Raw genomic sequence first — 12,323 nt, 5'->3', positions numbered from 1 at the left:
TCCTCCTAACACTCCCTATACCTTTGACGCTAGTTCCCCTTTTTTTGTGCTAACTTTTCTTGATAGATCTTGGCTTCTTTTTTCGTGGCATAAACGAAATGTCCTGGTGCGATCTCTTCCATTGCTCGTTCTTGGTTATCGTTTGGTTCGCTGACGTATTTGATCCGTTTGCGTTGACGCTCATGGTCAGGATCTGGCAGCGGAATCGCTGATAAAAGACTTTCAGTATACGGATGGACCCCGTAATGATAGATTTCATCGCTGGTGCCTACTTCTAGCAGTTTGCCGTTGTGCATCACGCCGATCCGATCGCTGATGTGTTTGACCATCGATAAATCATGGGCGATAAACAAGTACGTCAATTTATGTTCTTCTTGCAGATCTTGCAGCAAGTTGACGACTTGGGCTTGGATCGAAACATCCAATGCTGAGATCGGTTCATCACAGATGATGAATTTTGGATCGACAGCTAACGCGCGGGCGATCCCGATCCGCTGACGTTGTCCACCTGAAAATTCATGAGGATAACGGGTCCCGTGACTTGGGTTTAGTCCGACGGTTCGCAAAAGTTCATCCACCCGATCATTGCGTTCTTTTTCATTTTTGGCTAATCCGTTGATATCGATCCCTTCGGCAATAATGTCCCGAACTTTCATCCGTGGATTCAAGGAAGCATAAGGATCTTGGAAGACCATTTGAACTTCCCGGCGAAAATCAGCCAGCGGTTTCTTGCCTTTGATTTTCATAACATCTTGTCCATCAAAAAGAACTTCGCCTCCGGTAGGGTTATTCAAGCGAATCACCGTCCGTCCAGTCGTCGATTTTCCGCTTCCAGATTCACCGACTAGACCAAAGGTTTCTCCTTCATAGATTTGGAAGGAGATATCATCGACGGCTTTGACTTCGTCTTTGCGGCCAACGTTAAAATATTGTTTGAGATTCTTTACTTCAAGTAAAACTTTTTCCAACCGTTTCTCCTCCTTTAGACAGATGCCTGAGTATTTTTTTCTTGGAATTTTTTCCAGCGAATCAAGATCTCATCCGGCGGAGTCACTTTCGGTGCTTGCGGCGCTAACAGCCAAGTGGCCGCTTTGTGCGTCGGTGAGACGTCAAAGAATGGCGGTTGCTGTTCAGCATCGATCTGCAAGGCAAACTCGTTCCGTGGATAAAAAGCATCGCCTGTTGGCGGATCTAACAAATCTGGAGGTGAACCAGGAATCGCGTACAAGCGATCGCCTGTTCCTTCTAACGTCGGCATCGAACCTAACAAGCCCCAAGTGTATGGATGTTGCGGGTTGTAGAAGATCTCTTCTGCGGTCCCCACTTCGACGATTTTCCCACCGTACATCACGGCCACCCGATCCGCCACATTGGCAACGACCCCTAAGTCATGGGTAATGAAGACGATGGACGAATTGATTTTCTTCTGGATATCTTTTAATAACTCTAAGATTTGTGCTTGGATCGTTACATCCAATGCAGTCGTTGGTTCATCTGCAATCAAGATCTGCGGGTAACAGATCAACGCGATCGCAATGACGATCCGCTGCCGCTGACCACCAGAAAATTGATGCGGATAATTTTTCAAGCGTTTCTCAGCATTCGGGATGCCGACAAGGTTCAATAGTTCCAACGCTTGTCGCAAGCCTTCTTTTTTACTGATTTTGTTGTGCTTCATCAATGATTCTGCCACTTGCTTGCCAATCGGCATCGTTGGGTCCAATGAAGTCATTGGATCTTGGAAAATCATGGCGATTTCCTTGCCACGGATTTTTTGCAGTTCTTTTTCGGATTTTTTCAAAATGTCCGTCCCATTGAAGAGGATCTGGCCATTATCGACATTGGCATTGCTGGCTAACAACCCCATGATACTGCGGGTCGTCACGGACTTGCCGCTCCCAGATTCGCCCACGATCGCCAAGGTTTCTCCTTTGTATAGATCGAAACTGACATCGCGGATCGCTTGGACTTTCCCAGCAAAGGTGTCAAAAGAAATTTCTAAGTTTTTCACTTCTAAGACTTTTTTCATAGCAATCACTCTTTCATTTTCGGATCAAAGGCATCACGCAAACCGTCTGCCAGCAAGTTGAACCCAATCATAATCACAGACAAGGTCACAGCTGGTACCCACATTTGGTAAGGCAGGAACAAGAAGGTTTTGTAGCCATCGCTTAGTAACATCCCTAAAGATGCTGAAGGTGGTTTTAATCCTAGCCCAATAAAGCTTAGGAAGGCCTCGAAGAAAATCGCCGAGGGAATACTGAACATCATTTGTACGATGATCACGCTGGAAATATTCGGTAATACGTGTTTCATCGCAATCTTGAGGCGACTTTCCCCCAGCGTCGTTGCGGCTAAAACGAATTCTTGATCTTTTAGTTTCATCGTTTGGGCCCGTACGATCCGCGCCATTGGAATCCAGTTAGTGATCGCCATTGCTGCCACGATCGAGAAGATCCCAGGTTCAAAAACCACCAACATCAAGATCATTACCACTAAGTTGGGAATACCAGATAAGATTTCTAGAAAACGTTGCATCACATTATCGATCCGTCCACCTAAAAGACCAGAGATCAGGCCATAGGTTACACCAAAGATGATGTCAAGCATTGCCGCGATAAACGCGATCAACAAGGAAATACGTGTTCCTACAAATAGACGACTCAATAGGTCACGACCCAAGCCATCCGTTCCTAAAAGGAAATACGTCCCGTCAGGAACATTGGCAGCTGCATACTTATCTACTAGCTCGCCTCCCACCATCGCATAGCCGTTTAAGCCATTGATGTTGATACCAGGAATTTTCGGCGGCAGATTTGTAAAGGTCACATTTTGCGCAGTTGGATCATGTGGCGAGACAAAAATCGTAATGATTGAGATCGCGATAATGATCAGCAGCAAAATGATTGAGAAAACAGCGGCTTTGTTCTTTTTCAGACGACGCCATGAATCTTGGAAAAACGTTAATGAAGGGGTTGCGATCGCTTCACGCTCTTCATTGGTATTTTTTTGTAACGGTTGAAATTTGGCTGCATCGATGGCAGCAACATCATTTGCTGTGTAAGGTTTCTCTGCCATTAGCCACGACTCCCTTCTGAAACTCGGATCCGCGGATCAACGATTCCATATAAAATATCAACAACAAGAATAACAAAGACCAACATCGCGGAATAAAGAATTGTTACCGCCATGATCGTTGGATAGTCATTGGTCATGATTGATTTTACGAACTGTTCACCGATACCTGGGATCGCAAAAATATTTTCTACGACAAGAGAACCCGTCATCAAACCGACAGCTAGCGGTCCTAACAGCGTCAATAATGGAATCAAACTATTCCGCAAACCATGCTTGAAGGCAATTTCCCAGCGGCTTAACCCTTTTGCTCGTGCCAACTCGACATAATCACTATGCAGCACTTCCACCATCTCGGTTCGAATAAACCTGGCGGAATCCGCTAACGGCGACATCGCCAAGGCGACGGTCGGTAGGATCGTGCTGGCAAAAGTCTCCCACTTAGCAATCGGTAAGATCCCTAGTTTGATGGCAAAAATGTATTGCAGCAACACGGCAAAGACAAAGTTAGGGATCGAACGTCCTAAGATCGCCACTAAGGTAGACGTTGTATCGATCCAAGTATTTTGCTTCATCGCAGAGATCGTTCCTAAAATGATCCCAAAGAACGTACCAAAGATGATCGCTTGTAGCCCTAGTTGCAGTGAAGGTCCGATTCTTCCTGATAATAAATTCGCTACTGGCTGGTTTTTAAATTGGAAAGAGATCCCAAAGTCACCTTTTAGTAAATTGGTCAAATAAAGCCAATATTGGGTAATGATCGGTTTGTCCAATCCTGCTTGCTCATTTAGCAAGGCAATTTGTTCTGGACTTAATTTTTCAGCATTCGTATATGGTGTTCCTGGCAAAAATTGCATCAAGAAAAAGGTGATCGTGGCAATCAGCCATAATGTTAAGACCATGTAGAACACTCGTTTCAATAAATATTTCAAAAAGCTGTTCACGCAGTTTCCCCCTTAAGTATTTTGACTTCTATTCAATAATTATGTAAATTAACATAGTACGAATCATTAAAAAGGAGTCAGATCATGAAAATAAAAAAAAGTAGTGGGCTCATACCCCTCCTATGCCTCGCAATTTCTGGCGGATGGTTAGCCATAAAAAATGAATTTTCCATAGCAGCTCTTTCAGATGCCCTTTTCTTGTGGGCGCTGTTCTTTTTGATCATTGGCGGTTTTTTATGGGTATTTGCTTCTGGTTTCTTTGACCATTTTCAATACTCCATGAAGAAAGCTTTTTCCAAAAATAAAACAGATTATCTGAAATTATCCCAAGTCGGCAAACAGAGCTACGCCTTTTGGTTATGGCCTGGTGTCTTCTTGTTATTCCTTTCATTGCTCTTTTTAATGATTGCTACTAGTTAATTTCATTCTTATAGTTTTACTCATTGAAATGAGAAGCAAAAGGCTGAGACAAGAAATTGTCCCAGCCTTTTCTTCGGCATTTCAAGTCAACTACTCGTGATTATTCGATTGATGTCCACTTGTAGTCGTATTGTGCGCCCGCTGCGTGAGCAACAACACCTTTGACTTTTGTTGCACGTAAGTGTGCTTCCGCTTTTTGATAAACTGGAATGACACCTTGTTCATTCATAATGATTTTTTCTGCATTGACTAGGTCTTCCCAACGTTTGTCAGGGTCATTGGCATTGGTTGTACCCGCTGCTTCAACGGCTGCATCGTATTCTTCGTTGCTCCATTGCCCACGGTTGTATGAGTTGCCTGTCGTAAACAAGTCAGTAAAGCTACTTGCATCGGCATAGTCAGCACCCCAACCGCCCATTACTGTATCAAAATCACCAGCGTTTGAACGATCCAAACGAACAGAGAATGGTACTGGACTTAACGTGACTTTCACACCGTCCAATGTTTTTTCGATCGTATCTTGCAAGTACTCAATGATTTTCTTCGTTGAGTCTGTATCAGAAGCTAAGATATCAAATTCTAATGAATCGATCCCTAATTCTTCTTTGGCTTTTTCCCAATGTTCTTTGGCTTGCTCTTCATTGTATTCAATGACGCTGCCAGCTGCTTCCGTGAAGTCCGTATGATCGCCAGGGCTGAAGGTCATACCTTCTGGTACCAACCCAGTTGAAGCAATCGAACCATCCCCTAAGATCGATGTCACTAAGGCATCACGATCAATCGCATAAGAGATCGCTTTACGTAAGTTTTCGTTACGGAAAGGTGAATCTTCATCACGTTGGTTCAATTCTAGGTAAGAAGTCGTTGCTTCTGGTTGAGAAACGAAGGCTTCATCGTTAGCCATTTGTTGCGCTAATTCACCTGTTAGGATGACATCATCTGCTTGACCATCTTGGAAAAGGTTCAAGGCAGTTGAGGATTCCTTCACGACGCTTACATTGATCGTTTGTAATTTAACAGTATCTTTGTCCCAATATTGGTCGTTCTTTTCATAAGCCCATTCCGTATCCGTTCCTGGTCCATCAAACCCAGTCAAGACAAACGGTCCATTATAGACAGCATTGTCACTGGTTGACGCATATTGATCGCCATTTTCTTCGACCACTTTTTGATTTTGTGGGAAGAAGGATGGGAATGCTAATAAGTAATCAAAGTAAGGTGTTGCTTTTGCTAGGGTGATTTCTAATTCATAATCCCCCACTGCTTTGATGCCTAGCTCTGATGGATCCGTATCGCCTGCTGTGATGGCATCTGCGTTCTTAACTGGTGAAAATAGATACGCGTATTCTGATGCTGTTTCAGGTTTGACTGTCCGTTGCCAACCATAGACGTAATCTGCTGCTGTAACAGGGTCACCATTTGACCATTTCGCATCTTCACGTAATTTGATCTTGTAAGTCAGTCCATCCTCGCTGACTTCAGCTGCTTCAGCTGCACCAGCAGGTTGTGGTGTACTGTCAGCATCCAAACGATAAAGTCCTTCATATACATTGTTCAATGCACTGAAGCTGATCGTATCGGTTGCTAATGAGAGATCCGCACTTGGCATTTCTTGTGAAACCACTACGTTAAACACTTGTTCTGCACTGCTGTCGCCGCTTGCTGCTGTGTCATTGCTTGAACTATTTGTTCCGCCCGTTGTACAACCGGCTAACGCCACGCCACACACAGCCACTAAACCATAGGCCCATTTATTCTTCATCCTGTCCTACCCCTTAATTGAATTAATTTTCAGAATAATCATGCGATTTCTGAAGTTAGATAAGATTTTAATTAATAATTATTAAAAAAGCAATCCTTTTTTCGATAAAAAACACCTCAGACAGAAAGTTTTCTTGGTATTTACTTACCTTACTCTCATCAAACATTCGTTAAATGCTATTTTTCCTTTCTTTATTTATAAGAAATAAAGCAAAAAAAATAATAAAAAAACATGGTTAAATGTAACTTACATTCATTTTCCGTCTTTCTTTTTCATTTGATCCGTCAAAATGAGAAATGTCTGATAGAAGGGTAAACATACAGAAATCGCCAATGATTTTTATCAAAATAGTCCAAAAAAAGACCTGATCGCATGCTTGCTGATCAGGTCTTCTCGCCTTAAAGACATTTGTTTCATCCCCGAAAGGATGTACTCTTTAATGATTAATGGATCGCGCCGCCAATTGCTTTTAGATCTTCTTTGTCGGCATAATCAACGATGGCTTCCACCGCTGCAGTCAATCCTTTGGCAATGTCTTCGATGCTCATTGCAGGCTGTCCTGCTTTATCGACGACTTGCTGAGGAATAAACGGCACGTGGATAAAACCGCCCTTCATTTCAGGGTATTTTGTATCGATCATGTATTGTACTTGATACATGATGTGGTTGCAGACGAAGGTTCCAGCAGTATTAGAAACGGCTGCAGGTATTCCTGCTTTTTTCATGTTTTCTACCATTGCTTTGATCGGCAGTTGTGTGAAGTAAGCAGGCTTCCCTTCTGTTTGGATCGCTTCATCGACGGGTTGATTGCCTTCGTTATCAGGAATCCGGGCATCATCCACATTGATCGCCACTCGTTCTGGTGAGATGGCAAACCGTCCACCCGCTTGGCCAATGTTTAAAACGACATCTGGGTGGATCTCTTCAATTTTCTCTGCGACGATCGCTGCTGATTTCCCAAATACAGTGGGGATCTCTGCTTTCACGATCTGTGCACCATGAATTGTATCTGGCAACAATTTCACTGCTTCTAAGGCAGGATTGATTGCTTCTCCGCCAAATGGATCAAATCCGGTAATTAGTAGTTTCATTTCCATCATCCTTCCCTCTTTGTTTTACCACTAAAATGCCCAAAAGTACATTAAAGCGATGTGGATCACTAACAATAATAAAGCAATTGGGGCTTGTGCTTTAATGACGCCATTGGGGTCTTTCATCTCTAACAAGGCCACTGGCAATGCGTTGAAATTGGCTGCCATCGGAGTCAGCAATGTGCCACAAAAACCAGCGGTCATTGCCAACGCACCAGCAACGACTGGGTCGCCGCCTTGCGCCATCACAAAAGGTACACCGATGCCTGCGGTAATAACGGTAAATGCCGCAAAACCATTTCCCATGATCATAGTAAAGATCATCATTCCTAAACAGTAAGCCACGACACCGATAAAACGATTGCCTTCTGGCACGACACCAGAGATTCCTTGAGAAATCACATCACCGACACCAGCAGCGTTAAAAATGACACCTAGTGCTGCTAATAACTGCGGCAAGATACCGGCAGTTCCGACTTGACGAAGCATCCGATCGGAATCGTCCAGCACTGTTTTCGGTTTAGCGGAAGTCAACACGACTGCCAACAAGAGCGCTAAGATCGATGCGATCCCGATCCCCACTTGGCCCCCTAATGGTGTATAAGAAATCACCACAGCGATCAATGCTAAGCTGATACATGGCACGAAGATCGTACTACCGATCCGTTTAGCCGATGCTTCTGCTTTTTCATCATCCACGTCCACGATTTTACCAATCTGCACTTGTTTGAAGAAGGTCAAACAGCCCATCAAAACGATCAAAATCCCGTCCACAAGATACGGCAAGAAATTCCCGAAAGCAAAGACGATCCCTAGCAGTAACCAAAAAGCAGAGGTGCCTAATCGGGTGGGATGATCCGCTTCGCGAAAAACCCGTACAGCCGTCATGATCGACAGCAATCCGATCAAGATATAAAAGAATTCCAGTAATCCGTTAACGATTCCTTCCATCTATTTGTCCTCCTTCTTGCCATATTTTTTTGCTAATTTACGATCAAAGAGCAGGTTCGACAATGTAGCAATGACTAAGACGATCAATGCGATCGGCAATGAGGCTTGCGCGATCGAACTAGCTGCCACATCGTAGCCAAGAGATTGCAATGTTCCTACGATCAATAGCACACCAGAAGCAGCCACAAAGGTATTTTGGGCAAAGAAATTCCCGAAGTTTTCGTTAGCGGCAGCCCGAGCTTTGATTTTTTCCTGATCTTTTTCATCCAGTTCCCCAAATTTGTTTTCCCCAGCAGCTTGCGCCATCGGGTTAACGATCGGGCGGATAAATTGTGTATGTCCTTGGATCCGAATAGAGAAAAAGCCAGCAAGTTCTCGAATAAACAAGTACAAGCTCAAGAACTTCCCTGGTGTTAAGCCTTTGATCTTTTCAATCAATATGACTGCCTGCTGCTTCAAGCCAAAACGTTCTGACAAGCCGACCATCGGTAGTGTCAGTAAGAACAGTGTAACGAGTCGATTATTGACAAACGCTTCTCCTAACATTGTTAAAAAATCAACAACAGAAATCCCCGACACAAGCGCGGTGACAAAACCAGCAACGATTACGACAGCAATAGTATCTAGCTTCAGCAAAAAGCCGACTAAAATAACTAGAATACCAATTAATTTAATCCATTCCATCAAATCATCCTTTCACGATAAGTTATTTTTAATGGATACCAGCTTTTAGTATAATCTATTTTTTTCTTGTAAAACAATGTTTTTTGAATTTTCTTTCGAGGAATACGCTTTCTTTAATGTGTTTTTTAATTACTTAGATAGTAAATAACAAAAAGAAGAACTGCGCTTGTGCAGTCCTTCTTTTGCTTTTTGCGTTTAAGAAGCGGAGGCTTCTTTTTTCATTTGTTTGCTTCGCAGCTGTCCGCAAGCTGCGTCGATATCTGTCCCGTGTTCTTTACGAATCACGCAATTGATACCGTTTTTCTTTAAAATGTCATAAAAGGCTAACACATCCGCTTTTTTACTTCGAGCGTATTGGTCATGCTCACTCACTGGGTTATATGGGATCAAGTTGACGTATGACAATTTCTTTTTATCCTTCAATAAAGCTGCCAACTGACGGGCATGTTCTGGCCGGTCATTGACATGATCCAGCATGATGTACTCAAATGTGATCCGACGATTGGTTTTTTCTAAATAATAGTCGACCGCTGCCATCAGCTTTTCAATCGGGAAACTCCGATTGATCCGCATCATGGAGGTTCTGACTTCGTTATTTGGGGCATGCAGCGAAATCGCTAGGTTCACTTGCAAGCCGTTCTCCGCAAACTCTCTAATTTTATGCGCTAAGCCGCTGGTTGACACAGTAATATGCCGCGCGCCGATCGCTAAGCCTTTCGGGTCATTGATGATCTGTAAGAAATGCATCACATTGTCATAGTTATCAAAGGGTTCGCCAATCCCCATGACCACCACGTGAGAGACTCGTTCCCCCTCATTGCGTTCATCAAAATAGTGTTGTACTAACATGATTTGAGCCACGATCTCGCCTGCCGTTAAGTCTCGTTGCTTCTTTAATAACCCACTGGCACAAAACGTACAGCCGATGTTGCAGCCGACTTGGGTCGTCACACAAACGGACATGCCATATTCTTGACGCATCAAGACCGTTTCAATCATGTGATTGTCTGGCAATTGGAATAAATACTTGACGGTTCCGTCACTGGCTTCTTGTACCACCATCTGTTTCAGGGGATTGATCACAAAGGCTGCCGACAGTTTCTCAATCAAAGGTTTCGGTAGATTGGTCATTTCTTCAAAGCTGGTTACTCGTTTTTCATAGAGCCACTCCCACACTTGGTTGGCACGGAATTTCTTTTCATTTTGTTCAGTTATCCACAAAGATAAATCTGATTTGGTAAGTCCATAAATCGATGGGTTCACTTTTTTCCCTCTTTTCAAACTAGTCGCTACATACTATAACTGAATTCTTTGTGAAAAGCAACCGTACATTGCCTGATCTTCAAAGCATTCTAGCCCCACGCTTTTGTGGTATTCCTCTTTTTTGAAGATGCTCTTTCTTCCATTCATTGAATCTTTGGCCATAGGAAACCTCTCACAAAGACCTGCATGAAAAAAACAAGCAGTGACAGAACCTGCTCCGATGTACGAAACAAAGCGGCTCTTTCCTGCTTGTTTTCATGAGGGGGCTGTTTCCTCGTGCGCGTTACTTTCATTACATGATCACATTTCAAAAGAAAGCACTCTGCCTTCTTTGGCGGTCAACATGCCCCGTTGCGGCGGCTGCAGTTGTAAATAAAGTTGTAGCGACATTTCTAGTATCAGCTCTTTGTCTCCCTGCTGAAAAACGCCGTAATAATGTGTCTGTTCCCGCTTTTCTTCATATGTATGACTCACAAGATAATATCCTTGTTCCATGGTTTCGTTGCGCTTTTTTGTTTCTGAAAGAAAACGGCGAATATGTTTATACGTAAAGAAACTCAATAAAATGACAACTGCTATTAATACTACATACCCCATTGACAGATTTACACCTCGATCGTTGATGTGGCAAAGGTCGGCTCAACACCAATACTGATCATCAAGGCAGCATCGACTTCACACATCACTTTATCGTCTAAGTGACAAACCTTTTCTTTCAAACGGCTTTTGTCGATCGTGCGAATCTGTTCCATCAAAATGACGGAGTCTTTGCCAATCCCTGTGCAAGAAGCGGAAATCCCAATATGCGTTGGTAATTTCGGCTTCGCCATTTTTGCCGTGATCGCCGCAATGATCACAGTGGGACTGAAGTGATTCCCCAAGTCATTTTGAATGATCAAGACTGGACGTATCCCGCCTTGCTCCGATCCAACCACTGGTGAAAGATCGGCAAAATAAATATCTCCCCTTTTTACCATAGGACCACCCTAACTTTTATATTCTCGCGGAATCCTTGCTGAAAGGGTACACGCTACTTCATAGTGAATCGTTTCTAACTGGTCTGCAACATCCTGCATCGTAATTTGTTCCCCATGATTCTCACCGATCAAGGTGACTGGTGTACCGACAGCAAATGCCCGCGGCAAACGAATCATCAATTGATCCATACACACTCGACCGACGATCTCACAACGCTCGCCTTCTACTAAGATCGAGAAGCCTTGCATTTTTCGTAACCAGCCGTCAGCATAACCGATAGGCACGGTGCCGATCCATTCCTGACGTGGAGTGATATATGTTTCACCATAGCCAATCCCCGCTCCTTTTTCAAGTAATTTCACTTGTATCAGTTCAGAAACGAGCGAAAGCGCAGGTTTTAAGGAAAATGGTTCGCTCAGCGCATGACCTGATGGGTTCAACCCATACATTGCGATCCCAAAACGGACCATATTTCCTACTGCTTCTTTGTGCCATAAAGAGGTTGCGCTATTGCCTGTATGTATATATGTCGGCAAATAGGGCAAAACAGTTAAGACTTCTTTAAAACGTTGGTGCTGGGTTTCCCAATAGCTCGTGTCTGCTTGATCCGCTGTGGAGAAATGGGTAAAGATCCCTTCCCACTCAAAAGAGGGGTGATCTTCTAACCAAAGAATGGTTTGGCGCACTTCTTCGACAGTCAAAAAGCCGATTCTCCCCATACCAGTATCCACCTTGATATGCACTTTAAGCGGCTTATTTAGAGGGTTCTCCTCTAAATAAGCGCCTGCTTCTATCAGCCAGTCCATCGAAGCGACTGGAAATGACAAATCATAGGTCGTCAGCAAGGTAATATCACACACATTCACGACACCTAAGATCAAAATCGGGTCAGTAATCCCTGCTTCTCTCAATTCGATCGCTTCATCGATCGTCGCAACGCAAAAACCATCTGCGCCGCCTTCTTTGGCTGCAAGAGCGGTTTGAACCGCTCCGTGTCCGTAACCATTCGCTTTGACCACCGCAAAAAGAAATGTCTCGCTTGGTAAGTGAGCAATCTCATGTTTGATATTTTCGGTAATCGCAGTTGTATCAATTATCGCTTTCGTTGGTCTATGGTAAGCAACCACCATTTCCAGTTCCTTCTTTCTACTAGTG

At 43.7% G+C, this 12,323-nt stretch carries 13 protein-coding genes; 1 reads left to right on the top strand and 12 read right to left on the bottom strand.

Going from position 1 to position 12,323, the window contains the following annotated elements; translation table 11 throughout:
* Positions 1-29 precede the first annotated feature (29 nt).
* Genes Q1X33_RS11265 through opp3b form a run of 4 tightly spaced genes read right to left on the bottom strand, consistent with a single transcriptional unit; the run spans position 30 to position 4,019 of the window.
* Entirely contained in the window at positions 30-968 is a 939-nt protein-coding gene (locus Q1X33_RS11265) for an ABC transporter ATP-binding protein (RefSeq protein ID WP_005227998.1), read from the bottom strand.
* Between the two features lie 14 nt (positions 969-982).
* Positions 983-2,035, bottom strand: a complete 1,053-nt coding sequence (locus Q1X33_RS11260; protein ID WP_216593164.1) for an ABC transporter ATP-binding protein — start codon at positions 2,033-2,035, stop codon at positions 983-985.
* Complete coding sequence (locus Q1X33_RS11255) at positions 2,035-3,078, bottom strand: ABC transporter permease (protein WP_005227994.1); 1,044 nt, start codon at positions 3,076-3,078, stop codon at positions 2,035-2,037. Before Q1X33_RS11255 ends, Q1X33_RS11260 begins: the two co-directional genes overlap by 1 nt.
* Positions 3,078-4,019, bottom strand: coding sequence for an oligopeptide ABC transporter permease (opp3b, locus tag Q1X33_RS11250; protein ID WP_005227991.1), 942 nt, complete (start codon positions 4,017-4,019; stop codon positions 3,078-3,080). Before opp3b ends, Q1X33_RS11255 begins: the two co-directional genes overlap by 1 nt.
* A gap of 84 nt (positions 4,020-4,103) precedes the next feature.
* Here opp3b and Q1X33_RS11245 point away from each other — a divergent pair, with 84 nt between their 5' ends.
* A complete protein-coding gene (locus tag Q1X33_RS11245; RefSeq protein WP_005227990.1) occupies positions 4,104-4,439 on the top strand; it encodes a DUF3899 domain-containing protein in 336 nt (111 codons plus the stop codon).
* Between the two features lie 100 nt (positions 4,440-4,539).
* Here Q1X33_RS11245 and Q1X33_RS11240 read toward each other — a convergent pair whose 3' ends face one another.
* From Q1X33_RS11240 to alr, 8 genes are all read right to left on the bottom strand, one after another.
* Complete coding sequence (locus tag Q1X33_RS11240; protein WP_005227982.1) at positions 4,540-6,201, bottom strand: peptide ABC transporter substrate-binding protein; 1,662 nt, start codon at positions 6,199-6,201, stop codon at positions 4,540-4,542.
* A gap of 443 nt (positions 6,202-6,644) precedes the next feature.
* On the bottom strand, positions 6,645-7,292 hold the full coding sequence (pcp, locus tag Q1X33_RS11235) for a pyroglutamyl-peptidase I (RefSeq protein ID WP_005227979.1): 648 nt from the start codon (positions 7,290-7,292) through the stop codon (positions 6,645-6,647).
* A 30-nt stretch (positions 7,293-7,322) separates the two neighbouring features.
* Entirely contained in the window at positions 7,323-8,243 is a 921-nt protein-coding gene (locus tag Q1X33_RS11230; protein WP_005227977.1) for a DUF979 domain-containing protein, read from the bottom strand.
* On the bottom strand, positions 8,244-8,927 hold the full coding sequence (locus Q1X33_RS11225) for a DUF969 domain-containing protein (protein WP_010749105.1): 684 nt from the start codon (positions 8,925-8,927) through the stop codon (positions 8,244-8,246).
* Between the two features lie 195 nt (positions 8,928-9,122).
* Positions 9,123-10,190, bottom strand: a complete 1,068-nt coding sequence (gene rlmN / locus Q1X33_RS11220) for a 23S rRNA (adenine(2503)-C(2))-methyltransferase RlmN (RefSeq protein ID WP_015510422.1) — start codon at positions 10,188-10,190, stop codon at positions 9,123-9,125.
* 300 nt (positions 10,191-10,490) lie between these two features.
* Positions 10,491-10,787, bottom strand: a complete 297-nt coding sequence (locus tag Q1X33_RS11215) for a hypothetical protein (RefSeq protein ID WP_005227970.1) — start codon at positions 10,785-10,787, stop codon at positions 10,491-10,493.
* Between the two features lie 8 nt (positions 10,788-10,795).
* A complete protein-coding gene (locus Q1X33_RS11210) occupies positions 10,796-11,167 on the bottom strand; it encodes a type II toxin-antitoxin system PemK/MazF family toxin (RefSeq protein ID WP_005227961.1) in 372 nt (123 codons plus the stop codon).
* Between the two features lie 9 nt (positions 11,168-11,176).
* A complete protein-coding gene (alr, locus tag Q1X33_RS11205) occupies positions 11,177-12,298 on the bottom strand; it encodes an alanine racemase (protein WP_301969674.1) in 1,122 nt (373 codons plus the stop codon).
* Between the last annotated feature and the right edge of the window lie 25 nt (positions 12,299-12,323).

Origin of the sequence: Enterococcus sp. B2E4 (assembly GCF_030499455.1) — a bacterium.
GTDB classification, from domain to species: Bacteria; Bacillota; Bacilli; order Lactobacillales; family Enterococcaceae; genus Enterococcus_D; species Enterococcus_D casseliflavus.
The sequence above is the reverse complement of the archived record's forward strand: the minus strand, read 5'-3'. Positions and strand labels throughout refer to the sequence as shown.

Bases quoted from the DNA above. Each gene is read 5' to 3' on its own strand.
- Q1X33_RS11255 (WP_005227994.1), bottom strand. From the start codon at position 3,078: ATGGCAGAGAAACCTTACACAGCAAATGATGTTGCTGCCATCGATGCA.
- Q1X33_RS11245 (WP_005227990.1), top strand. From the start codon at position 4,104: ATGAAAATAAAAAAAAGTAGTGGGCTCATACCCCTCCTATGCCTCGCA.
- Q1X33_RS11240 (WP_005227982.1), bottom strand. From the start codon at position 6,201: ATGAAGAATAAATGGGCCTATGGTTTAGTGGCTGTGTGTGGCGTGGCG.
- pcp (WP_005227979.1), bottom strand. From the start codon at position 7,292: ATGAAACTACTAATTACCGGATTTGATCCATTTGGCGGAGAAGCAATC.
- Q1X33_RS11230 (WP_005227977.1), bottom strand. From the start codon at position 8,243: ATGGAAGGAATCGTTAACGGATTACTGGAATTCTTTTATATCTTGATC.
- Q1X33_RS11225 (WP_010749105.1), bottom strand. From the start codon at position 8,927: ATGGAATGGATTAAATTAATTGGTATTCTAGTTATTTTAGTCGGCTTT.
- Q1X33_RS11215 (WP_005227970.1), bottom strand. From the start codon at position 10,787: ATGGGGTATGTAGTATTAATAGCAGTTGTCATTTTATTGAGTTTCTTT.
- Q1X33_RS11210 (WP_005227961.1), bottom strand. From the start codon at position 11,167: ATGGTAAAAAGGGGAGATATTTATTTTGCCGATCTTTCACCAGTGGTT.
- alr (WP_301969674.1), bottom strand. From the start codon at position 12,298: ATGGTGGTTGCTTACCATAGACCAACGAAAGCGATAATTGATACAACT.